This window comes from Pseudomonas sp. HN2-3 (assembly GCF_020691745.1).
Classification (GTDB): Bacteria; Pseudomonadota; Gammaproteobacteria; order Pseudomonadales; family Pseudomonadaceae; genus Aquipseudomonas; species Aquipseudomonas capeferrum.
On the sequence record NZ_CP085704.1, the window covers coordinates 2021276 to 2045051 of the forward strand.

Here is a 23776-nt window from a genome sequence, read left to right on the forward strand (position 1 = left end):
CCCTGACCCACCTTCGTCGTGGAGCCTTCTTCACTGCATGACTGGATAATCGGTGTAGCCAGTTTCAGTGCCACCGAAAAAACTCGTCGCGTCGGCTTGGTTCAATTCGGAATTAGCTTTGATGCGGTCGGGCAGGTCGGGGTTGGCAATGAATTTGCGACCAAACGCAATGATGTCTCCGCGCCCGCTGGACAGTGCTTGTTCGGCAGTGTCCGCTTCATACCCACCAGCAAGCATCAAGACGCCGGTGAATTGCGTGCGAAGGTGCTTGATAATGGCATCCCAACGCGGGTCATAGTTTTCGTCACGTGTGATTCCGACTATCGCTGGTTCAACCAAGTGCAGATAGGCGAGGTTCATCGTGTTGAGCTGTTTGGCGATGTAGCCAAATGTGTCCTCGGGAGTAGCGTCGCCCATACCCATGAAACGTCCCATGGGGGTGAGCCGCACCGACACTCGGTCAGATCCCACTTCTTCGATGACCGCCTTCGTCACTTCGAGTAGAAAACGGGCGCGGTTCTCGATGCTGCCGCCGTACAGATCATCACGTTGATTACTGTTGGAGTCGATGAACTGGTCTAGCAGATAGCCGTTGCCGGCGTGAATTTCAACGCCGTCCATGCCCGCCAAGATGGCATTTCGTGCAGCCGCTCGGTAGTCCAGAATGATCGATTGGATGCCCTCAATTGTCAGCGCTTGAGGAACAGGGACGGCGCCCCATGTTCCGTTACCGTCTTCATCGACGATGAACGTCTTTCCATCGGGCACTGCCACTGCGCTGGGGCCGACTGGGAGTCCACCATTGGGTTGAAAGCTTTGATGGGAAATCCGGCCTACGTGCCACAATTGAAGGAAGATCGTTCCGCCCTCGTTGTGAACCGAGTCGCTCACCGTTTTCCAGCCTGCAATCTGCTCTTCTGTGTAAATGCCAGGAGTCCAGGCGTAACCTTGACCTTGCTGAGAAATTTGAGAAGCTTCGGTAACGATCAGCGCAGCCCCCGCACGTTGACGGTAGTATTCAGCATTCAAAGCTGTCGGGACATTTCCAGGCTGTCCGGCGCGGGAACGAGTGAGCGGAGCCATTGCAATTCGATGCTTCAGAGTATGGCGACCGACTTTGATAGGCGTGAACAGCTTCATAGGTAACTCTCTTAGTAATTGGCGGAAGGGGTGAGGTCAAATCAGGCCTCTACCCTAAGCCTCCTGGCGCAACCGATGTATCCGTCCACTCAGCAACGCTCTTTTGCGTTCTTCGCAAAATGCGTTCACCCGAGTGCGTCCGGTGAAGCCACCTATGGAGGCAACCGGACGCAAGCTTTGGCAGTGAAGAGTGAACGCGGCGATCTACACCAGACCATTGAAAGCCCGCTTCAAACAGTTCTCGAGGATCGACTATTGGATAAGCTACTCGCGCTGAAAATGTTCGTTGCAACCGTGGATGCAAATGGCTTTTCTGCAGCTGCGCGAAGTCTCGGTGTTGCCACATCGAGTGTGACCAGAATGGTCGACTCTCTGGAGGCGGATCTGGAAACTGTTCTGTTGAATCGCTCAACTCGCCAGGTCTCCGTATCGGACGCGGGCATGGCTTACTATGTGAAAGCTCGTAAAATTTTAGAGTATGTGGACGAAGCAGACGCCTCGATTATGGATTCCACAGACGAGCCGAGCGGCCCACTACGCATATCTGTTCCAGCAGCCTTCGGTAGACGAATGATTGCAACCCATCTCGATAGCTTCATGTCGCGTTTTCCGAAGCTCGAGCTGGATATCACCCTGACAGACTCAATCGTGGACATGTTCGCCGACCGTGTTGACCTGTCGATTCGGTTGGGCTCACCAGGTGACATGGATGGCGTTGTATGTCGCGTTTTGGGATCCTTTCGCAGGTGTGTCGTGGCCAGTCCAGGCTATTTGAGCAAGCATGGTTCTCCAGTCAATCCGGAAGATTTGCAGCAGCACTCCTGCTTGCGTTTCAACTATGGCGCTTCCCAACAATTCTGGAGCTTTAGGGACGGTGAGACGCTCACGAAAGTTGCAGTAACGGGGCCGTTCAAAAGCAATAACGCTGAGGTCTTGAGAGATGTGGCGTTAGCGGGTAGGGGGGTAGCGCTTTTACCGGATTGGCTCGTTGGTGAGGACGTTACGGCTGGTCAGTTGACTGCTTTATTCCCCACTCATGACGTCAATCCCGATAGCGCCAGTAATGCCATTTCCGCGCTTTATCTGCCCAATCATCGCGGCTCACACCGAGTGAATGCGTTCATCTCATTCATCCTGGAAATTCTCTCGCCTGATAAACAGCTGGATAAATTGGGAGCATCCCGGCTGGCCCGTACAGTTGCGTAGAACGCAACGTCGTATTGCACAACCGCTGTATTCTCTGAAAAGCCCCTGCCTCGTACCTTGGATGCATCGGCGTTCGGGATGTATTCGAACGCACTAGCAGACAGCTTAGGAGGTGCGAAATGGATGAACGCAATGTACGTAAGGCGTTAATCATCGGTGGGTCATTGGGAGGGCTCTTCGTCGCAAACGCTTTGCGCACGATAGGTTGGCAGGTGGATGTCTTTGAGCGTTCCCCTACGGCTTTGGACAGTCGCGGTGGTGGGATTGTGCTTCAACCGGAGGTGGTAAATGCATTCAGGTTCTCGGAGATTCCGACCTCTCATGCATTAGGAGTACGGTCAAAGAATCGTATCTACCTGTCCAACGACGGTGCAGTACGCCACAAGCAAGTTGCTCCCCAAACGCAAACCTCCTGGAGCACTCTTTACAGTCACTTACTCGCTGCATTGCCCGATGAACACTATCACCGGGGGAAGAAGCTCGTCGACCTAAAACAGGATGAGGATGGAGTCGTAGCCTTGTTCGAAGACGGGACTACAGCGACTGGCGACATTCTGGTTGGGGCGGATGGCGGAGGTTCAACTGTTCGTCAGTTGGTATCGCCAGACTCTCGACCTACCTACTCAGGCTATGTCGTGTGGCGGGGGTTGGTCGATGAAAGAGATCTGCTCGATGAAGCTAAAAATCGAATTTATGAAGATTTTGTGTTTCAGCAGAATCCTGGATCGCTGATGCTCGAGTACATGGTTCCAGGAACTGATGGTGCCACTGAAGTCGGAGAGCGTCGATTCAATTGGCTGTGGTATCGCAAGGCATCTAAAGGGCCAGTGCTTGATGCCATTTTGACCGACAAGGAAGGGCGTCGACGAGATCATTCCGTCCCTCCAGGAGCTCTAAGTGAAGAGCAAGAGACTGCATTCCGAAAATTTGCCGAAGAACACACGAATCCCGCATTCCGTCAGCTGATTCGCCAGACCCAAGAGATTTTCGTCCAGTCGATCATGGATCTAAAAGTTTCACAGATGGTGTTCAACAGGGTGCTTCTAGTCGGTGATGCCGCTTTCATACCGCGTCCTCATACGGCTGGTAGTACCGCCAAGGCCGCCGCTAATGCAGTAGCCCTTGCAAAAGCGCTGACTGAAAACACACCAATCGACGAGGGGTTGCGGCGCTGGCAGCGGACGCAGATGGACGATGGCGCACGGATGAGCGACTGGGGAGTTGATATGGGGAATCGCATCATGGGTATCGGTGAATTTTCGGGAGCTGCGTAATGAGTAAGGTGACGTTGCATTATTTGTATGACCCATTTTGCGGCTGGTGCTACGGCGCGTCGCCTTTGATCACGGCTGCGGGGCAAATCGACCAGATTGATATCCAAGTCCATGGGATTGGCATGCTTTCCGGAGAGAACAGCAAGCTCGTTTCGCCTGAATGGCGTGACTTCGTGCGTCCTCATGAGGAACGTATCACTGCGTATAGTCACCAAGTTTTTGCAGAGGCTTACGTCAAGGGCGTTCTGGAGAGTCAGGACGTCTTGCTCGACTCCTCGCCTCCGATAGGGGCCATGCTTACCGCCGAGAAACTCGATGGTCGCGGCTTGGAAATGCTCAAACGACTTCAGAGGGCGTATTACATTGAAGGACGACCCATCGCGACGCCGCAGACCATCGCGCAGGTTGCAGAAGAGCAAGGCTACGACACTCAAGAGTTCATGTTGGCCTTTGATGAGGTGTCGCAGACCGCCCTTGGAGAGCACTTGGAGCAAAGTCGCACGTTGATGGAGAGATTAAGTGCTCGTGGAGTACCCGCTTTCTTTCTTGAGGTTGATGGCGAATACGAGCTGTTCCATTTCGGCCATTATCTAGGCAAGCCTGCTGAAAGGTTCAAAGGCGACATCCTGAAGCGACTGGGAGATTGAGTCGTTCAGTCGCGTGTACAGAGCCAATCGAGTGATCTCTGGGTCACGTGTGATCAATGGGCGCTGAACAAGCGCCCATTTTTTTGCGTTGCGTAAAGTGGGGGAGAGGTCAGTAACCGTCTGATTGTCCGCGCAGGTGACAGGGATAGCTTATGCGCCAGGTTTCTTGATGGATGCCCAAGCTGCGTTACCGAGGTGTTCTCGATAGTCCCTGGGGCTTTTCTCTACCCGTTTTGAAAGCCAAGCTCTTGAATAACTCTCGGACTGCCCGATTATCAGCGAAGGCAGAAGCTCCGCAGGGATATGGGAAAGGAGTTCATCTGCGCCGAGATTACTCATCCGGACGAGCAGATTTTTATTCCTCTGTTTGTTTCGCGCCGCCAGATCTTCCTTGAAGGGCCCGGTGGCCACGGAGGAACGTGCTTGCAGAACGAAGCGTGCCCATTCGGGTTGGTCATCGACCCAGTCGACGTAGCTGTAAACAAGCGCCCTAATGCCCCCTTCCACTGATACCGCGTTGTTCAAGTATTCGTCCCTAAGACTTTCCTGATCATCCAGGGCTGCGTAGAACAACGCGGCCACCAACCCCTCCTTACTTTTGAAGTGGTGGTAAACGGCTCCCACGCTCGCACCGCATTCAGATCGAATACCCTCAATCGTAGTGGAATCGATGCCTTCGACGTTGAACGAATGCAGGGCTTGGCGAAGGATGGCGCGCTTAAGATCAGCACGCCTGCCGGGAAAGACGCGATCTAGGAGATCTGTTGCGTGCATTACTTATGCTCAAAAATCGAATGATACGGCGTCAACCGTCAGCTAGGAAGTCAGTTGACATGCTCATTTTTACAGAATAATGTTCTGTAACCGAATAATATTCTGTTTCCACTCAAGGGGTGTGTCATGAGTCAGGCTCTCAGCATGTTCAACAGCGTAGGTTCTTCTGCATTCACCAACATGGTGTGCCAGATGGCGCCTTACTTCAGTACGATTGGCCCGGAAATCACTGAGTTGAGGTCAACGTATGCTGCCGTGACGGTGCCGTTTCGAAAAGAAATCACAAACCACTTGGCATCCGTACACGCCATTGCGCTCTGCAACGCTGCGGAGCTAGCAGGAGGCATGATGACTGACGCGTCTGTCCCGCCAGGTGCGAAATGGATTCCTAAGGGTATGGTCGTGGAGTATCTGGCGAAGGCAAAAACCAACATCCGAGCTATCGCAGATGGCAGCACTGTTGACTGGGCAACGGCAGGAGACAAAGTTGTGTCTGTCGACATTTTTGATGAGGGCGATGTAAAAGTTTTCACCGCCAAGATCACTATGGGTGTGAAGTTGACTTGATGTGCCCTCCCGGCGCCGACCTCGCGGTGGGCGCTGTACTTCCTCGCATCACGCGTTACCTGCGTATATGTTCGGATGTTCGCACCTTTACATTCCAGTTAACCGGTCGTGTCCATTCGCACTGTGCACCTATTTGCATGCGGTGCTCGAGGAAAAAAGCGGGCTTCAAGGGAGGGGAAAAGCAATTGACCGACTGTGCCGTACATTCATTTTGACGTAGGGATACGCCAGCTGGTTTAGCAGTCCTGAGACTGGGACGAACTGGGTTGGAGACTTTGCCGGACGCAGTAGAAATGTCATGCGAAAGTGAGGGGCTGTCTCTTGGTGCTTTGAGGCTACGTTGAGACGTGGACATCCTCTCACCATGCCGTGATGGTGGATTGGCGAAAATAGCTGCCCGGCACGTTGACGGGCTTCAGGAGCATCAGAGCTCTTGTCGTGATTTGCCGTGGTAAACCCGCAGTACGTCGGCAAGGACTGACAGGGCAATTTCTGCGGGAGTGCGGCTCCCGATGTCCAAACCTATGGGCATATGCAGTCTGTTCACTTGATCGTTATCCAAACCACCGATACGGATTAAGCGCTCGGCGCGTGCGGATGATGTGCGCTGAGATCCCATAGCTCCAATGTAGAAAGCATCGGTATTGATCGCTTCCATGAGGGCGAGATCGTCGATCTTGGGATCGTGAGTTAGAGCTACAACGGCAGTGGCCGCGTGGCATCCGTACTTAGCGATGTACATGGATGGCAATACCGGAAGAACCTCGACGCCACCGATTTTGAGGTGCTGCACCTCTTCGCGAGGATCACAAGCAATGACCTCGAATCCTAACGTCTTCGCGAATTGGCCGCAGATCTGCGCCACCGGCGATAGGCCGGCCAATACTAGGCGCATTGCAGGGCCAATCGAAATGGCCGCGCGCGTTGGATTATATGTGACCGCCTGACCCCCGACGGTTGCATGAGCCATTGAGAAATCGCCTTGATCTAACTCTACTTCACGGGTCAACCTCTGTTGTCCTTTCAGCGCACCGAGTAAATCTTCAAGGTGCGCAATCCATTTCCCGCAAGGTGTACGGTGCTCAACCAGGAGTTCAAGTGCTCCTCCACAGGGAAGCTGTAGCCGTTCCCGCTCCTCGCTGCTTTTACCGTAAGTGAGGTATTGAGCAGGACTTCGGAATTTCCCTTCCCCAATGCCTCGGAGAAATTCCTCCTCAACACAGCCCCCAGACAACGAGCCCTGAAATTGCATGTCTTCAGTAGCGACCAACATCGCTCCTGGTGACCTTGGTGCTGAGCCAAAAGTGGACAGCACCGTGCATAGCCACACATCACGGTCTTCTCGAGCCCATTTCAAGGCATGCTCAAGAACGATCACGTCCAAATGTTGCATCTGATCCTCCATGCACCAAGTAGGACAATTCAGGGCTGGTCACCTTATCCATGGGCTACGCTCGATGATCGAGTCAGAGGCAACTTGAGGCGACGTTGCCCAGTTGCGTTGGCCAAGGCATTGCCAATAGCGCCGGCCATTGGCCCTTGAACGATCTCCGCAGCTCCCAGGAACGGTTGCCCGGGCTGGTCGATCAAATGCGCCTCCACCTTTGATGGGAGCTGCGGGAACCTGAGAATTGGATACCCGCTCCAGTCGTAGCTGCGCACACCGTTCGCGTCGTAGTCCACGGCTTCATACAGCGTCCAACTCGCGGATTGAATAATTCCGCCTTGGACTTGATTCAGGAGACCATCAGGGTTAACGATCTGACCCACATCGACAGCTGTCACCACGCGGTCGATCTCGACCTCGCCTGTCTGAGGGTGGACGGTCAGCTCGACCGCTATCGCGCAATAACCCATGATGTTTTTGTATCTGGCGAACGCGAAACCCACACCTGCCCCGGGTCGGTTGGTTTTGTTTGGCCATCCGAAAGCATCTCTTGCTTGCTTGATAACGGCCTTGGCTCGTGGATCTGCAAGATGGGCCAAGCGGAACTCGACAGGGTCGGTTCCAGCCTTTGCAGCGAGTTCGTCGATGCAGGCCTCAATGGCAAAAATATTGATATGGGCACCCAGCGACCGCATGGCCGATGTGCGAAAGGGCATCACGGTAACGAAGTTCATATCGATGTTGGTGGACGCGACTGTGTACAGGGGTACTGCGTTGCGGTCGCCATCACCTTCTGGCTGTGCGATTGGGATCGACGGTGCGGATTTGAAAGGGCGTGCAATTAATCGCGCCGCAATCAGGCGTCCGGCGTTAACGATCCGTTCGTTATGCGGCGTCGTCCACAGCTCGTAGTTCCAGTTTTGAAGCTTCCCCTTTGCATCCAAACTGGCTTGAACCTCAGTAACCATCGCCGAGCTGTAGGGTTCCCAGAGGTTCTCCTGCTCTCGCATCCACTGTACTCGAATGGGCTTACCCGGGACTCGCATTGCGATCAACGCGGCGTCTGCCGCCGCATCATCAGCCCCGTTATGGCCATAACAACCAGAGCCTTCCGCATGAATGCACCGAACGCGTTCTGGAGGCAGTCCTACCATTTGCGCTATGCCCGTTCGTAGTGGGTAGACGCCTTGGCTATGAGTCCAAACGGTGAGAATTCCATCCTTGAACCAAGCGACTGCGCACGAGGGGCCAATCGAGCCATGCATCAGGTATTGCTTAGTGACTTTCGCCTTGAAGGTGGGGCCGGATGGTAGTGTAGGCTTGCCTTCATGGCTGATCGGGAATCGGGTCGCCGGTAGCCGAGTGAGCAGTTGGTGAATGTGTTGGGCGTCAGGAATCACGTCCCCGCCGCTCCAGCGGCTTAGCGCGTAGCCATCGCGCATTGCCTTGATCGCTTGCCACTCGTCTCGTGCCACAACTGCCAGATAATTCCCATCCTGGATAACCTGAACGACGCCTGGAAGGGATTTGATCGACTGTGCGTCGAAACTTTCGAGGGTGCCGTTAGGCCGTGGCGGACGAATTACGCGTGCATGCAGCATTTCTGGGAGGCGCATATCCTGTACGAATGCGGCACCTCCGCTGACCTTCGCCGGTATGTCCAAGCGCTGCACTGAGTGGCCGATAAGCTTGTAGTCCGAGGGAGGCGTCAGGATAGGGTCGGCCTTTGCATAGCGATGCAGATCGACACCTTGTACCGCTTGTACGTAGGTCATGCGCTGGCCAGACGCACTTTCGATGACACCGTTGTTGGTTGTTAGTGAATTGAGATCTGCTCCCCACTGGTGGGCGGCTGACTCCATCAGCAATTGTCGAACTTGTGCGGCGGCATTGAACAGCGCGGTGCCGCTGTCGAACATGGTGTGGCTGCCGGCGGTGTAGCCCTCATTAGGGGTAAGCGCAGTATCAGCAGTCAGGAAGTTAATGGCGGAAGGAGTAACTCCGAGACGCTCCGCTGCAATTTGAAGTAGCGCGGTTTTGACCCCTGTGCCTAGCTCAACCTTGCCGGTATACACGGTGATTCCATTGGCATCGATTTGAACCCACGCATCCAGGTAAGGGTTAGTACGAAGGCTGCCTGGTAAGTCCGGCGCGAGAACGACAGTCCCAAGCGTGTCGACCTCGGTATCAGCCAACACTCGTCCGATGGGCAGTAGTGAAAAAGTTACTACCAATGCTCCACCACGCAGGAATGCGCGGCGACTCACATCAAACTCATTGCCCATGACTGGCTCCTGCTACGTGTTTGATCGCTTCAATGATCCGCAGGTGGGTGCCACACCGGCAAAGGTTGGTTGCCATATGTTCACGAATTGTCGTTTCGTCAGGGTGAGGATCTCGCTCAAGCAGCGATTGCGCGCGCATAAGCATCCCAGCAATGCAGTAACCACATTGTGCTGCCTGCTTGTCGATGAATGCCTGCTGCAGCTTCCCTGGTCGCTCTGCCGAGCCAAGGCTTTCGACTGTACGGATTGTTTTGGACTCAAGACTTGAGCAGGGTGTGAGGCACGAAAAAACCGGCTTGTCATCAATCAACACTGTGCAGGCACCGCATTGGCCCAAACCGCAACCATACTTCGCACCGTTTAGATTCAGGTGATTGCGCAGGGCGTAGAGCAATGGCATATCGGGATCAAGCTCCAACTGGTGAAGTGATCCATTGACGTTGAGAGTCGTGCTAGTCATTTCGCCTCCGGGCGCAATTCTTGGAGAGTGGATGAAAGGTCTGTCCATGCATGGCCTGGTTTGTATTGATCACGCAGGTAGATAGCCAAAACAGTCAGCTGTTGATTGTTAAGGCTGTTGGCGAAGGCCGGCATGGTTGGGCCTGGCGCGCCGGGAGCGGGTGGTACACCCTCCAAAACTGTTTTGATGAAATTGCGCGAAGTGTCGGCGGTTAGCGCCGAGGTCTGCGCCAGAGCAGGCCGTCCATCGATTTGTCGCATAGGTGCTGCGTCACCGTGGCAGCCCGCACATGAGCCTTGAAAGAGATCTGCTCCCATTTTTTTATAGGCTGCGCTGATCGGTTCACCCTTTTCCGGAGAGGGAACAACAGGGGCGCCCTGAAGGCTTAGAAGATATTCTGCAATCGAGTCGACCTCGCTTACTTCCATTTTCGCCAAGCCGAGACTGACTGGTCGCATTGGGCCGGCTGGGGTGCCATGACCCACTACAACTTCTGCGCGTAGATAGCTAACGAGTTGATCCTTCGTCCAGGGATTTTCACCCTCAGCCATTCCTAAGAGCGTGGGTGCATGCCACCCATCAACGACGCCACCAGCCATCCGTTCCCCAGATTTTTCAGCGCCGAGAGGGTTGAGAGGCGAATGGCAGGCCGCGCAGTGTCCTGCACCTTCAACCAGGTACCGCCCTCGATTCCATGCCTCTGACTGCCCAGGCTTTGCGGCGATGGGGTCGCCATGAAGAAATAGTAGATTCCAAAAGAACACCAGCGGCCTGATGTTCATAGGAAAGGACATTTGATTCTGCTTTGAGGGTGAGTGAACAGGCGGCCCGCTCATTAGGTATGCATAGGCGTCGTTGATATCGCCGTCTGTCATCCGGCGGTAATGAACGTAAGGAAATGCCGGGTAGAGATAGTGGCCGTCTCTAGCGATGCCCTCGCGCATTGCGCGTCTGAACGCGGGATATGACCAGTTACCAATACCTGTCTCCATATCTGGAGTGATGTTAGTGGAGTACAAGGTGCCGAACGGAGTAACCAGGGGCAGGCCTCCTGCCAGATATTTTCCACCAGGCGGGGTGTGACATACCGCGCAGTCACCGGCCTCAACGACCTTGGCCCCTCGCACTATCTGAGCACGGTCGAACTTTTCCACCGACGCGATGGGCGCGATTGCGGGGCGCCACATCCAAACGAGCACGCACGCGCCTGCGAAGATTCCGAGCCCCAGCAATGTCAGCCACACTTTTTTTGCTTTCATAACCGTACCGTTCATTGTTGGCGTAAACCGCAGTCAGTCTGCGAATAACCTTGTTGCAGTGGGTTGCTCAGTTCGAGCGTGCTTGAACAACTGATGTGGCTTACGCCGTTGAAGTCGTTTACGAAGAATGACCCTCTCTGCCTGAACGAGCCTTCGTTGCTCGTCACCCCTGATGAGGCACTCTCGGAGTTCGTGAACCTTACGGGCCGGGCTCTAGGATCTGTATCCATCAAGCGCGCAAAGTAGCGTTGCTTCGTACGCAACACTGCATGACGCTGAACGGTCGAGGCGCCGATATGGGGGTAGCCAGGGGTACGAGGTATCTGCCATTTGAGAGGAAGCGGCGTCCCTCATATTTTTCATATGTGGCTATTCAGGCGTTCGGAGATGTCGAGGGTTTGTCGGGAGGTAGTGACGCTGCAGGCGCGAAATCTCAGTCGCTGGCATGAGATGCGGTGGCGGGAAGGGTAGTGATCCGACCGTTTATTTCATTATCTGTATATTAGCTTTGGCCGGTGCACGTGAGATCGTGCACCCAGCGCCTTCAAACTCAAATTGTTGTGAGGCCTGAATGCTGTTCTACAGATTTAGAGCAACACTCGATGTGGTTTGTGGATCGGTGCTCTTCACCTGCATCGGGTGCTCATTCAGTGAAATGAGCACATTCTTACAAGCGGGGCGCCCGACTTTTGAGCTAAAAGCCGATCAATTTCGACTATTTTTCGTCATCCCTGTGAATTCGTGAGCCATGGACAAATTATTAGCACTGAACATGTTTGTTGAGACGGTTAGGTGTGGCGGATATTCAGCTGCCGCGCGCAAGCTTGGTATCGCGACATCTTCAGTCACTCGCCAGGTTGCTGCGCTGGAGGCGGATCTGGGCGCCGTCCTTCTGAGCCGCAGCACCCGTCACAACATTCCGACAGACGCTGGCGCAACTTACTTTGAGCGTGCAGTGGCGATTTTGGAAGCAGTGGCCAATGCAGACAGTCTTGTCAGCGACAGAGGGGGTGAGGCTCGTGGCCGCCTGCGTATCAGTGTCCCGGTAGAATTTGGGCGCAGAGTGATTGCGCCGCATATAGGTCGCTTTCTTGCGACATACCCAGAGCTTGATGTGAGCTTGAGTCTGAGCGATGAAATTATCGATCTTTCCAAGGAGCGTGTGGATGTGTCAGTGCGGTTAGGAACCGCAGTGTCCAGCGACGATATTGTTTGCAAGCCGGTGGGGCAGTTCGAGCGATGGATCGTCGGTAGTCCAAGCTATTTGGTACAGGCACGTCTACCGTTGACTCCGCACGACCTGCTTGAACATCCATGTTTGAAATTCGACTACGGAAGCGCCCAGCAGAATTGGCAATTCCGGAAGGGTGAGGAACTCTTCTCAGTAGCTGTGACAGGCCGGTTGCAGAGTAATAACGCGGATATTTTGAGAGAAGCAGCACTGGATGACCAGGGTCTGACTCTGCTTGCGGACTGGCTGGTAATGGACGATGTCCGAGAGGGGAAGCTGACTCGTGTTTTACCGGACTTTCAGGTCAATCCTGGGAATGCCAATGCAAGCATCAATGTCATGTTTTTACCCAACCATCGGGGTTCCTCTCGCATCAAGGTCTTTGTCGAGTTTCTTCAGGAGCTCTTGAGTAATAGATGAGCCTGCTCGCAAAGCTGTCTTGCGTGGAGTGTGGCTACTGGCTTTTTTTGAACTGATTTAGCCTGCTTATACACATTAATAGGCAGAGCCGAAATGAAGAACGAAATATCGCTGGTCTTTGACTTTCTTGATCCTTGGGGTTGGGTTGCGGAGCGTCGATTACAGCTAGCCATGCGCAAGGCCGGAGTCACTGATCTGATCACCTACCTACCTTGCCGGACTTCATTGTCGAGGAAGGCGGTAGGAAACCACTTCGGTACCTACCAGCAGCTTCGTTTCGGGAGTCAGGCAACGATTTATGAGAAGCGACTCATCGCAGAGGCGTCCAGCCTAGGTCTCGCGCTTGACTCTTTGAATGTCGAAACGATCCCTGACCCTTGGATCGCGATGCTCGTCCTTACCAAGGAGCATCGACATGCCCCGGCGTTGTTCGAAGCAATCTACGGTGCCATCTTCCGTGATGGACGTGACGTTGGTGATCCCCATGTGATGGCAGAGCTACTGCAGAGTGCGTCCTCTGACATCACCATGCAGGCTTTGTCTAGTGATAGCGCCGTAGCCGATGAATTGCTTAAGCGCGAGTATGCGGTGGCGCACTGGTCTCACAATCTGACTCCCTGCATCCGAATAGGTGAGTCAATCGTCTCGGGCGCCCAGCCTCCCTCTATTCTCGAGCGCCTTTTGATGGCGTCCGCGTCCTCCACTGCAGCGGCGCCGAGTAGGGCCGTGAGTTCCGCTGGCCGTTGCGTGACACGCAACATCGTTGAGCGCTGAGCTCCAATTATCAATCTGCTCATAGTTGCTTAAAGTGATGGCAACCGGGCAGTTGCTAAGCCACGTAGAACACCACTCAATCATCGCTGCCAGTCAGCGTTAAACCTGAATCCTTCGATTAATGACCACCGGGAATTCTCCGGACGGGCAGGCTGCTGCCTGGAAAAAATTAGGAGTTTTAAACATGAGACTCAATCGGGTAATTCCCACAGCACTTTCAGCTATCGCACTCGCGGTATTTCTGGCCGGCTGTAAGTCTGAAGAAAACGCCCCGGCGCCTGCTCCTCCGGTAGTCGGTGTTATTACAGTTCAGCCGCAGGACTATGTAATTAAGACTGAGTTGCCTGGTCGGACTGCACCTTACCGTGTCGCCGAGGTTCGCCCTCAGGTAGACGGCATCATTCAGCGTCGTCTATTCAAGGAAGGCACCGATGTGAAGGAGGGCCAGGCGCTCTACAGCATCGACCCGGCCCCTTACGAGGCGACTCTCGAGCATGCCCAGGCCATTTCATCGCAAGCACGCTCGCTGGTCAGTCGGTATCGGCAGTTGGTTGCTCAACAAGCTGTCAGTCGTCAGGAGTTCGACGATGCTCAATCTAAAGCTTTGGCCGCCGACGCTGACCTGAAAAGTGCTCAAATCAATTTGCGCTATACCCACGTCCAGTCCCCTATCAGCGGTCGCATCGGTAGATCAGCAGTCACAGAGGGCGCGTTGGTAAACAAAGGTCAGAGTGACGCTCTTGCTACGATCCAGCAGCTCGACCCGATCTATATAGATATCACTGAATCGTCTTCCGCTTTGCTTAAGCAGCGTGAAGACTTCAGCAAGGGCAGGCTGCAAGCGTCGAGTGGAAGCGCTGCCACCGTCAATCTTACCCTCGAAAACGGAAGCGTGTATCCGGCACAAGGACGGCTTGAGTTTTCCGAAGTTTCAGTAGACCCCTCCACCGGTTCCGTGACGCTGCGTGCGGTATTCCCTAACCCAGATCACGTGCTGCTACCGGGTATGTTCGTACGCGCCCAGTTGCAAAGCGGAGTTAAGACCGGCGCCATTCTCGCCCCTCAGCAGGGCATAACACGCGACCTCAAGGGCACTCCAAGTGCTCTGGTCATCAACTCCGATAGCGTCGTCGAACAGCGCGTGTTGGTTGCGACTCGTACTGTCGATAACAAGTGGCTGGTCGAGAAGGGACTCAATCCTGGTGATCAGCTCGTGACCGAGGGACTTCAGTTTGTAAAGCCGGGCATGAAGGTCACGACTCAGGTGGCTTCCAACATCTCAGCTGAAGCATCCAGCACCGTCGCTAAGGGGAACTGAGCCATGTCCAAGTTCTTCATTGACCGTCCCATTTTTGCTTGGGTAATTGCACTCATCGTCATGATCGCCGGGGGGTTATCTATTCTGAAACTCCCCGTTAATCAGTACCCAGATATTGCTCCTCCAGCAATTTCGATCCAGGTTACCTATCCAGGTGCATCAGCTCAGACCGTTCAGGATACTGTCGTTCAGGTCATCGAGCAGCAGCTCAACGGTATTGATAGCCTTCGCTACGTCAGCTCCGAAAGTAACTCTGACGGGACGATGACGATTACGGTGACCTTCAACCAAGGCACCAATCCCGATATTGCCCAGGTGCAGGTGCAGAACAAGCTGAACCTGGCTACACCACTCCTACCCCAAGAAGTGCAACAGCAGGGTATCCGCGTCACTAAGGCCGTCAAGAACTACCTGATCGTCGTAGGTGTGGTTTCCGAGGATGGCAGCATGTCCCGGGAAGACCTCGCGAACTACGTGGTTTCCAACATGCAGGATCCACTCTCACGAACTCCTGGAGTTGGCGACTTCCAAGTCTTCGGCGCCCAATATGCGATGCGGATCTGGCTTGATCCAGCCAAGCTGAACAACTATCAACTGACGCCCGTCGATGTGAAGGCTGCCATCCAGGCACAGAACGTCCAGGTGTCATCGGGCCAACTCGGCGGTTTGCCCGCGCTGCCAGATCAGCAGCTTAATGCAACGATCATTGGCAAGACTCGCCTGCAAACGGCGGATGAGTTCAACGATATCCTTCTCAAGGTCAACGAAGATGGCTCGCACGTAGTCCTGAGCGATGTTGCAAATATCACGCTCGGTGGGGAAAACTACAGTGTCGATGCTCAATTTAACGGTAAGCCTGCTTCCGGCATTGGCATCCGCCTCGCGCCCGGCGCAAACGCACTTGATACCACTCGTGCGATTCGTCAAACCCTGGATCACCTGGAGCCGTTTTTCCCCCACGGCATGAAGGTGGTCTACCCCTACGACACAACACCGGTTGTTCGCGACTCCATCCTGGGCGTGTTTCATACCCTAGGAGAGGCCGTTGTTCTGGTGTTCTTCGTCATGCTGCTGTTTCTCCAGAACATCCGCGCAACGATCATCACCACGCTCACTGTGCCAGTGGTTCTACTGGGCACATTTGGTGTGCTGGCTGCCGCAGGTTTTACGATCAATACCTTGACGATGTTCGGCATGGTGTTGGCAATCGGGCTTTTGGTGGACGATGCGATTGTGGTGGTGGAGAACGTCGAGCGGGTCATGCACGACGAGGGGTTATCGCCTAAAGACGCCACACGCAAATCGATGGAGCAAATTCAGGGAGCCTTGGTAGGTATTGCAATGGTGCTCTCGGCAGTCATGCTGCCTATGGCTTTCTTCGATGGCTCGACCGGTGTGATCTACCGTCAATTCTCGATCACCATCGTGTCGGCCATGGCGCTCTCTGTTCTGACCGCTTTGGTGTTCACTCCGGCTCTCTGCGCAACTTTGCTGAAGCCTCATCGTGCTGGTCATGGGCTGGCGCATCTTCGGTTTTTCCGAGCATTCAACAACGGCTTTGAACGAGGCGCGGCTCGCTATGAGCATGGCGTGGCTGCCCTGTTGCGCCACAAAACCCCGGCATTTCTGGCCTATCTCCTGATTTCGGTTGGTATGGTTTTCCTGTTCAGCAAAATCCCCACAGCCTTCCTACCTGAGGAAGATCAGGGCGTCATTTTCACGCAAATTCAAACGCCCGCCGGATCCACTGCTGCTCGCACTCAGCAAGTGCTCGACCAAGTGAGAGAATATCTGCTGGCAAGCCATGAGCAGGGCGGTGAAGGGAACGCTGTAGACGCAGTATTTACTGTTAATGGGTTTAACTTCGCTGGCCGAGGTCAGAGCTCGGGCCTGTCTTTTGTCTTGCTTAAACCTTGGGAGGAGCGGGGACTGGCCGATACCGCAGATGAGGTGGCCAAGCGTGCACAAGCCCATTTCAAAACAATGAGAGATGCGATGGTTTTCGCCATCGTTCCACCTGCCGTACGTGAGTTGGGTAATGCTTCGGGCTTCGACGTTTTCCTGCAAGATCAGTCGGGTCTGGGCCACGAGGCACTGGTCGAGGCGCGTAAGCAATTCTTGCAGTTGGCCTCGCAAAGCAAAGTGCTGTCAGCTGTTCGGTTGAACGGCCTCAGCGATGAGCCCCAGTACCAGCTGCTCATCGACGACCAGCGAGCTCGCGCTCAAGGCGTCACCCAGACAAACATCAATACGACGCTGTCGGTGGCATTCGGCGGCAACTATGTGAACGACTTCATTGATCGAGGCCGCGTTAAAAAGGTCTTCGTGCAAGGTGAGGCCAGCGCGCGCATGGCTCCGGAAGATCTGGATAAGTGGTTCGTGCGAAACGATGCCGGAAAGATGGTTCCATTCTCGGCGTTCGCATCTGGCAAATGGGTATATGGCTCGCCCAAGCTGGCTCGTTACAACGGTGTGCCCGCTGAAGAGATTCTGGGTGTCCCAGCTCCCGGCTATAGCACCGGCGAGGCCATGGCAGAGGTTGCATCCATTGCTAGCCAGTTGCCTCCGGGCATCGGTTACTCCTGGACAGGGCTCTCTTATGAAGAGCAGTTGTCCGGCTCCCAAGCACCGGCTATGTACGCGCTCTCCATTTTGATTGTGTTCCTCTGTTTAGCTGCGCTGTATGAGAGCTGGTCGATCCCTCTGGCTGTGATGCTTGTGGTTCCACTGGGGGTAATTGGTGCGCTCCTGGCGACACTGCTACGTGGTCTTTCCAACGACGTCTTCTTCCAGGTAGGGCTGCTCACCACAGTAGGCTTGTCCGCGAAGAATGCGATTCTGATTGTTGAATTCGCCAAAGCTTTGCATGCCGAAGGAATGAGCTACGCCGACGCTGCCATTCATGCCGCACGCCAACGCCTACGCCCCATCGTCATGACCTCCATGGCCTTTATTCTTGGCGTAATCCCGCTCGCTATATCCCACGGTGCGGGATCGGGCAGCCAGCACGCAATTGGTACGGGTGTTATTGGCGGGATGTTGACTGCCACCGTTCTAGCGATCTTCTGGGTGCCGTTGTTTTATGTGGCCGTATCTTCCTTCTTCGGTCGTAAGGCCAACCGCTCTGAAGTTGTAGAAGTAAATCAGGAGGCAGCAGTATGAATACTCGAATCGCTTCTTTGATGCTCGCGGGATTCCTGTTGGGTGGCTGTTCCATGATCCCAGCTTACGAACAACCTTCGTTGCCCGTCGCCTCGATGTATCCAGGGGCCACAGCCACCGAAAAACAGAATGCGGCAGATCTTCAGTGGAGAACTTTCTTCGATGATCCAGCATTACAACGGCTGATCCAGGCCGCCTTACAAAACAACCGCGACCTGCGTGTGGCTACGTTGAACGTCGCTGCCTACCAGGCTAAGTACCGAATTCGCAAAGCAGACCTTTTACCTGTGGTGACAGCGGATGCCAATGGCTCCCGGCGGCGTGTACCTGCAGACCTGTCGCCTACTGACCAAGCCAGCGTGGATGGGCAGTATTCGGTGGGGCTCAACATGAGTTACGAGCTGGACTTTTTTGGCAGGATACAGAGCCTCAGCGAGGAAGCGTTGCAGGAGTATCTGGCTACGGAGCAGGCGCAATCTTCCGTCCGACTCAGTCTTGTCGCAAGCGTCGCAAACGCATGGCTGACTTGGAAGGCAGATCAGCAATTGCTGCACATTACGGCTGATACTGTGAACACCTATCAACGCAGTTATCAACTCACGCAAAGCAGCGCCCAGGTTGGGACGGCCACGGCTTTAGCGGTTCGTCAGACAGAGACGTTGCTGCGAGAGGCTCAAGGTAAGTATCAGCAGTATTTGCGGCAGGTAGCACAGGATTACAACCTGCTGGTGACACTGGTGGGTGAGAGCTTGCCTTCTGATCTGCCTGCAGCTGAGTGGAACCATCCACTCATGGCAGAAATTCCTGTAGGTCTTCCTTCTGACTTGTTAACTCACCGTCCAGACATTCTGGAGGCAGAGCACCGGCTCAAAGCTGCGAATGCCAACATCGGTGCGGCCCGGGCGGCGTTCTTCCCGAGGGTAAGCTTGACGGCTGGCGGAGGAACCTCCAGTGACGAGCTTTCGAACTTGTTCAGCGCAGGATCTGGCGCTTGGAGTTTCGCTCCCGTTATCAGTCTCCCAATCTTTAACGCCGGTAGCCTGAAGGCAAGTTTGGACGTCGCCAAAATCGGGAAGGACATCAATGTGGCCCGCTATGAAGGTGTCATTCAGGTTGCCTTCAAGGAAGTGAGTGACGGGTTGGCCGCCACTCAAACCTACCGTCAGCAAGTTGAATCGCAGCAGCAACTGGTGGATGCAAGCGCCGAATACTACCGGCTGGCGGAGAGTCGATACCAGACGGGTATCGACAGCTCGCTGACGCTGTTGGACGCTCAACGCACGCTTTTCTCGGCGCAACAAGCGTTAGTGGTTGATCAATTGGCAGCCAGGATTGCGTCGGTCGACCTCTACAAAGCACTTGGTGGTGGTTGGGGTAAGCCAGCGAGCTGATAACCGAACGGTAGTCGATGAGAGAGGTCATCCAGCCTCTCTCAACGACTTGGAAGGGTAGTCGATAAACTCACTTTTTGTCACGAACACGGTGACAAATTTTCTGGGACAGGGAGTACTCGCATGCCTTATTCACGCAAGAATGAAGAGTGTGTAGTTCACAACACGTCTGAACCACCTAACGCAACAGATCAATCAGATCGTAATGTGAGGGTGATTGACGCAGTCCTGGATAAGGAAAAGGAAGGCGGCTGTTTAAGCGCTTTGCAGACAAAAAAGGCACAACTTTACATGATACAAAACATGAGTTCGGGAGTGCTGATTTCAGCGGTTGCGCAGGCGTGCCATCTATCACGAAGTCATTTTTCGCGCGCATTCAGAAATAGCACGGGTTGCAGCCCACGCGACTGGATTAGACGGGCAAAATTGCTCCAAGCTGCAAAGCTGCTCACGTACACAGATCAGGCGATAGCTGAAGTAGCCTTGGCGTGCGGATTCGCGGATCAGTCTCACTTTACCAGGGCCTTTGCTAAAACACTTGGGATCAGCCCTGGAAAATGGCGAGCATTGAGAACCTCCGTCGCGAAGGACGATACTGGTTCGTTGCACTTTTTTGGGTAACGCTGGGAGTGCCGGCACTAGGCAGTTTGGCTCAAGATAGGAACTCTTCTTGCACCTCAGGATTGCTTTCGGCTAACGGTGGTTTCTCATGAACCCTACAAACTAGCCAAAGTCATCCGAAGAATCATGTAGCCACCCTCCAACACTGCCAACATCCGTCTCGTCCCCTCGGCGCGGTGCGCATTTCGTTACGGCGCCGTTGAGCGAGCTTGAGCTATACCGGCCCATCATCTGGGTATAGTCTTTTATCCAGCTGTTAAGTCGAGGATCCCTAGCGCCCAATCCAGAGGAAAAAACGTTCGAGGGAAGCCGCAGCTTGCAGCTAGCATATGATGGCACTTTGGTTTCATCAACATTAGGCTTCTTTTTCTCATTCCAAGGATGGTCATGAACCAATTCTTTTTAGCGGCATGCATGTGCTTCGCACTCACCGGCTGTGCCACCTCCAATTACACAGTTGGCAGAGACTTCTCCTCTGCGAGCGTCGCCCAAATACAGAAGGGGAAGACGACTACCAGCGAGGTGGTAGCGTTGTTCGGCGAGCCTTTTGCTAAAAGTGCAGTGAGCGAGACTGACGAGAAATGGATTTACACCTACACCAATGGCTCGGCCCATGCACAAAGCTATGTGGTCACGATGAAGGTGACATCTACTGGCACTCAGAAAACCCTAGACGTTCTGATCCGCAATGATGTGGTTATCAATTACACGTTTAGCGAAGGCCCTGCGCCCGGTTCAACCATGACGACAAACTGAGTTCGCTAGTAGCTGTGAACCGTGCGAGCACATGAAGGTGTCGGATGGGTCTTGCATGAAGACCTGTGACAGCACCAGGTGGGCAGCCGGTGATTTCGTAGGCGCTCTTGTAGCGCTTGCTCTGCGGAGGATAAGTTCCTCCGCTTCGCTACTGCCTACCCTTCCCGCGCAAGCTGAATGTTGACCCGCTCCTTTACCTTCACTACGACATCCAATACATGACCGAGAACACCGCTGAAGCCCAGATGATTGTTAAAACAATCGAGTAGCCCAAGAGCTGTTTGTCCATGTGTGCCGCTTCAACGAACCGTATGAGAATGGTGAGCGTCTTGTCAGCTCTCCACAAGGCTGTCCCAGAGCCACTATCGGTGTGTCGTGACGAAAAGTATGCCCTCTACCCGATCAACCTCCGCTCAAACAAGAATGAACAACCGCCCGATGCAGCCCTCCAAATGTAATTACTGGAGGATCTCAAATGCAGCCGAAAACCGAAGGACTAGAAGAGCAAGGGCCTAGTGGTGTTCCTTTCATCAATGATCCGAACAAGCCGACATCGCCGCCTTTGAATGATGCTGACGACACAGACGCACTAGAGGCAGAGGAAGACATCGAGGACGATGGCCAGTCGATCTAGGTTCTATGAGTAACGTTACGAAATCGCCATCACCGCTCAAATGGTGACGGTAAGGCCAGGCGTATTGGGGGTAAGGAGGTCAGATGGATAATTACCACATCACTAAATCAGACAAGCTTTGGGCTTTGACGAAAGAGGGCGCTCAGCGGGCTTCTAAAACCGCTGTTACGAAGGCGGAGATCACTGCCATAGCGTCCGAATTTCTCCAAGGGAAAACGGCTTCGCTGAAGATTCATAAAGAGGATGGGACGATTCAGGAGGAAAGGACATTTCCTCGCTCGGCGGATCCGCAAGAAACCAAGGGTTAGGGCCTGGAGAACGCATCAAACTCCACCTTCTCTCGGTGGAAGACTTCCCTGGTCACGTATGTAAACCCTCCGCGCATTGTCGGCTCGTCTACAATCGAGCCTTGCGTGAAGCGATGCGCAACAGATTCCATTGTGTTGATTCTTTTTCTTTTACCCAAAAAAAAGCCCGCAATGGAAAGCGGGCTGGGAAACAAAAGAGAATTTGCTCTCCCACAAAGTGGGTTGAGGAAGCTGCGGTTGAGGTGAAAACCGTAAGTCCCATGCTAGCAAGTGCGCGGAAGGCTACATGGAATTACCTCCCTTGGCTAGCGGGGTCGATTATAGGACGCCCGTAAGCGCTGGACGAAATCTGAAGGCTCCTTGGAGACTACTATGCTCCGCTCTCGCGTTGATGCCCTCGGTGTGGTTCCAACTTCCTCTGCTCGAGTTTTTTCATAGCGCTCGCGGGAAACCAGTTTGCCTCCGCGCGTCCGTTAGCGTGGCGCATTTGTTTCTCTTGATTGATAGCGCCGGCTGGAAAGTTTGGAGGTAACGCTGGAATACCTAAGCTTCTTCCCAAACTAACGCGGCGGTCTCGCGCCATCTCACCTCAGTAACGCCGTAACGCTCGGCCTGCGGTTTTGAAATGACCTTCAGTGGGGGCCTGCCAGGTTTTGGAATGGGTGCTATTCCAGCGTCGCAGCTCGCCCAGTGCCATGCGTCTACGTTGTGCATCGTTTTAGCACGAATGATGAATGACTTTGGTTGCCCATGGAGCTTGTAATCAATTACAAAAATATCTGTTTGGCTCATGAGTTCCTCCTTACGCTCATAGCCAAATGAGTGGTGTGAAAAGGAAAAATTCCAACGTTTTTCTGAGCGGTACGTATTCTGGCTGGCGAGCTCATTTAACTAGGCAAGCAGCGATCACAATGCACTGGGCAGCGGCGTTTTAGACGCTCAAGGGAATGCTGCTGCTAGGAACTGCGGATATCGCGCATCGGCCTGTCCGGTGGCGTCTGAAATGCTTTGTCGAATTATCCATTTTGTGCGCCTTGACGACAGTTCCTGATGGGCAACACTTAATAGACTGTGAAACCAGGACGAGCGATATGATTTCGGCCCTCGAGCTCCGACATATTATTGAGTGCGGATTCCTGCCACTGGCCTGCGCATGCACGCTGAATCCGGATGGTTCACTGATGATTAAGGTCACCGACCCATCAACGGGCAGTGTCGAGCTACTGGTGACGGGTATTACGACCACGACCCTCACGTCTAGCCGCGCGATTGCCAGTCTCATTGGTGAGCTGCGCGCCGAGATGTCTGTACGCAAAAGCACTTTTGAGTCTCACGAGCGTCGTGCTTAAAAGTAATAGCCATCCGGTGGTCTGGATTTACAAAGCACTCTTTGATGTCAAACTGACATCGGATCATAATGCTCCATCGATTTTATGGAGATGCGCACTCGTGCACGCCGATAGAACCCAGCAGCTTGAACAAGCGCTGCTTGCTGTCATCGCTTCAGCCACAAGAATGGGCGTCAGCAGTGATGTGCTGTGTGCCGAAGCTGTCGGCGGCCTTATGGCAAATCACTACTGGAAGTGGGCAGATCCCGAGCAGAAGCACGGAGCTGCCGACGAGATTGATAGCGCCCTTGTTCTGCTTTCCAATCCTCCGTTGACCACCCATGAATTACAAAGCCGTAAGCGTGGTCTTGAGGCTGATCAGCCTTTGTAAACTGGTGTTCCAGGTTGTAGTGACGTCGCTATGGCTACCATCAGCTCATCGAGCGACCAGGGCTTGTGCAGGTAAATAGTGCCTCTGGGTACCGTTTCAGGCTCTATTTCGTAGCCTGAGGTCAATATAGACGCGATGGTGGGCCAGCGACTGTTTACCATCTCTATAAATTCGATGCCTTGAACCTGGCCGGGGACGCCATGATCTGCAATCACCAGGCGACATTTATCTGGTGTTTGTAAAAGATGAGTCAGCGCGTCGTCCGCCGTCACGAACGAGACTGCCTCAGCGCCAATCTCCGAGACGATCTCTCCCATCAGTGACCGCAGGGTGTGGTCGTCCTCAACGATGACTATGTGACCTTCAATTGGCAGAAAACCTGCCCACTTCGCTATCACTTTTTGTTCCTTAGCCGGGCCAAAGCATACCGACATCGGTCAATC

General features: G+C 54.0%; 23 protein-coding genes. 15 read left to right on the forward strand and 8 right to left on the reverse strand.

Going from position 1 to position 23776, the window contains the following annotated elements:
• Window positions 1–30: 30 nt before the first annotated feature.
• Entirely contained in the window at window positions 31–1140 is a 1110-nt protein-coding gene (locus LJX93_RS09315) for an alkene reductase (RefSeq protein ID WP_227696992.1), read from the reverse strand.
• 255 nt (window positions 1141–1395) lie between these two features.
• Here LJX93_RS09315 and LJX93_RS09320 point away from each other — a divergent pair, with 255 nt between their 5' ends.
• From LJX93_RS09320 to LJX93_RS09330, 3 genes are all read left to right on the forward strand, one after another.
• Window positions 1396–2346: a LysR family transcriptional regulator gene (locus tag LJX93_RS09320; protein WP_227697297.1), complete on the forward strand. Its 951-nt coding sequence runs from the start codon at window positions 1396–1398 to the stop codon at window positions 2344–2346.
• 119 nt (window positions 2347–2465) lie between these two features.
• Window positions 2466–3620, forward strand: coding sequence for an FAD binding domain-containing protein (locus LJX93_RS09325; protein ID WP_227696993.1), 1155 nt, complete (start codon window positions 2466–2468; stop codon window positions 3618–3620).
• Window positions 3620–4267, forward strand: a complete 648-nt coding sequence (locus LJX93_RS09330) for a DsbA family protein (protein WP_227696994.1) — start codon at window positions 3620–3622, stop codon at window positions 4265–4267. Before LJX93_RS09325 ends, LJX93_RS09330 begins: the two co-directional genes overlap by 1 nt.
• Before the next feature lie 150 nt (window positions 4268–4417).
• Here the strand turns inward: LJX93_RS09330 and LJX93_RS09335 are convergent, their stop codons facing one another.
• Window positions 4418–5041: a TetR/AcrR family transcriptional regulator gene (locus LJX93_RS09335; protein WP_227696995.1), complete on the reverse strand. Its 624-nt coding sequence runs from the start codon at window positions 5039–5041 to the stop codon at window positions 4418–4420.
• A gap of 126 nt (window positions 5042–5167) precedes the next feature.
• Here LJX93_RS09335 and LJX93_RS09340 point away from each other — a divergent pair, with 126 nt between their 5' ends.
• The gene (locus tag LJX93_RS09340; protein WP_227696996.1) at window positions 5168–5608 is read left to right on the forward strand and encodes a hotdog fold domain-containing protein; all 441 of its coding nucleotides are present in this window, start codon (window positions 5168–5170) and stop codon (window positions 5606–5608) included.
• 424 nt (window positions 5609–6032) lie between these two features.
• Here the strand turns inward: LJX93_RS09340 and LJX93_RS09345 are convergent, their stop codons facing one another.
• From LJX93_RS09345 to LJX93_RS09360, 4 genes are read right to left on the reverse strand one after another with little or no spacing between them, the layout of a single operon-like run.
• A complete protein-coding gene (locus LJX93_RS09345; protein ID WP_227696997.1) occupies window positions 6033–7001 on the reverse strand; it encodes an XdhC family protein in 969 nt (322 codons plus the stop codon).
• Between the two features lie 44 nt (window positions 7002–7045).
• Window positions 7046–9280 (reverse strand): xanthine dehydrogenase family protein molybdopterin-binding subunit, encoded by a 2235-nt coding sequence (locus tag LJX93_RS09350; protein ID WP_227696998.1) that lies wholly within the window; start codon window positions 9278–9280, stop codon window positions 7046–7048.
• Window positions 9270–9740, reverse strand: a complete 471-nt coding sequence (locus LJX93_RS09355) for a (2Fe-2S)-binding protein (protein WP_227696999.1) — start codon at window positions 9738–9740, stop codon at window positions 9270–9272. Before LJX93_RS09355 ends, LJX93_RS09350 begins: the two co-directional genes overlap by 11 nt.
• Entirely contained in the window at window positions 9737–10999 is a 1263-nt protein-coding gene (locus tag LJX93_RS09360) for a c-type cytochrome (RefSeq protein WP_227697001.1), read from the reverse strand. Before LJX93_RS09360 ends, LJX93_RS09355 begins: the two co-directional genes overlap by 4 nt.
• Window positions 11000–11747: 748 nt before the next feature.
• Between LJX93_RS09360 and LJX93_RS09365 the strand changes: the two genes are divergently transcribed.
• From LJX93_RS09365 to LJX93_RS09405, 9 genes are all read left to right on the forward strand, one after another.
• Window positions 11748–12650 carry a LysR family transcriptional regulator gene (locus LJX93_RS09365; RefSeq protein ID WP_227697002.1) on the forward strand — a complete coding sequence of 301 codons (903 nt, stop codon included), beginning with the start codon at window positions 11748–11750 and terminating at the stop codon, window positions 12648–12650.
• A 93-nt stretch (window positions 12651–12743) separates the two neighbouring features.
• Window positions 12744–13424, forward strand: a complete 681-nt coding sequence (locus tag LJX93_RS09370; RefSeq protein WP_227697003.1) for a DsbA family protein — start codon at window positions 12744–12746, stop codon at window positions 13422–13424.
• A 184-nt stretch (window positions 13425–13608) separates the two neighbouring features.
• The gene (locus LJX93_RS09375) at window positions 13609–14742 is read left to right on the forward strand and encodes an efflux RND transporter periplasmic adaptor subunit (protein WP_227697004.1); all 1134 of its coding nucleotides are present in this window, start codon (window positions 13609–13611) and stop codon (window positions 14740–14742) included.
• Between the two features lie 3 nt (window positions 14743–14745).
• Window positions 14746–17904: an efflux RND transporter permease subunit gene (locus LJX93_RS09380; protein ID WP_227697006.1), complete on the forward strand. Its 3159-nt coding sequence runs from the start codon at window positions 14746–14748 to the stop codon at window positions 17902–17904.
• The gene (locus tag LJX93_RS09385; RefSeq protein ID WP_227697008.1) at window positions 17901–19295 is read left to right on the forward strand and encodes an efflux transporter outer membrane subunit; all 1395 of its coding nucleotides are present in this window, start codon (window positions 17901–17903) and stop codon (window positions 19293–19295) included. Before LJX93_RS09380 ends, LJX93_RS09385 begins: the two co-directional genes overlap by 4 nt.
• Before the next feature lie 123 nt (window positions 19296–19418).
• The gene (locus LJX93_RS09390; RefSeq protein WP_227697009.1) at window positions 19419–19916 is read left to right on the forward strand and encodes a helix-turn-helix domain-containing protein; all 498 of its coding nucleotides are present in this window, start codon (window positions 19419–19421) and stop codon (window positions 19914–19916) included.
• A gap of 387 nt (window positions 19917–20303) precedes the next feature.
• Window positions 20304–20672, forward strand: coding sequence for an outer membrane protein assembly factor BamE (gene bamE, locus LJX93_RS09395; RefSeq protein WP_227697011.1), 369 nt, complete (start codon window positions 20304–20306; stop codon window positions 20670–20672).
• Between the two features lie 475 nt (window positions 20673–21147).
• Complete coding sequence (locus LJX93_RS09400) at window positions 21148–21306, forward strand: hypothetical protein (protein ID WP_227697013.1); 159 nt, start codon at window positions 21148–21150, stop codon at window positions 21304–21306.
• Window positions 21307–21389: 83 nt separating this feature from the next.
• Window positions 21390–21614: a DUF2188 domain-containing protein gene (locus tag LJX93_RS09405; protein ID WP_227697014.1), complete on the forward strand. Its 225-nt coding sequence runs from the start codon at window positions 21390–21392 to the stop codon at window positions 21612–21614.
• A 543-nt stretch (window positions 21615–22157) separates the two neighbouring features.
• Here the strand turns inward: LJX93_RS09405 and LJX93_RS09410 are convergent.
• Window positions 22158–22406 (reverse strand): DUF6555 family protein, encoded by a 249-nt coding sequence (locus tag LJX93_RS09410; protein WP_227697015.1) that lies wholly within the window; start codon window positions 22404–22406, stop codon window positions 22158–22160.
• Between the two features lie 299 nt (window positions 22407–22705).
• On the opposite strand from LJX93_RS09410, the gene LJX93_RS09415 reads away from it, so the two are divergent.
• Entirely contained in the window at window positions 22706–22963 is a 258-nt protein-coding gene (locus LJX93_RS09415) for a DUF1652 domain-containing protein (RefSeq protein WP_227697016.1), read from the forward strand.
• The gene (locus LJX93_RS09420; protein ID WP_227697017.1) at window positions 22956–23333 is read left to right on the forward strand and encodes a hypothetical protein; all 378 of its coding nucleotides are present in this window, start codon (window positions 22956–22958) and stop codon (window positions 23331–23333) included. Before LJX93_RS09415 ends, LJX93_RS09420 begins: the two co-directional genes overlap by 8 nt.
• Here the strand turns inward: LJX93_RS09420 and LJX93_RS09425 are convergent.
• Entirely contained in the window at window positions 23321–23731 is a 411-nt protein-coding gene (locus tag LJX93_RS09425; protein WP_227697018.1) for a response regulator, read from the reverse strand. The two genes, LJX93_RS09420 and LJX93_RS09425, sit on opposite strands and share 13 nt — an antisense overlap.
• Window positions 23732–23776: the final 45 nt, after the last annotated feature.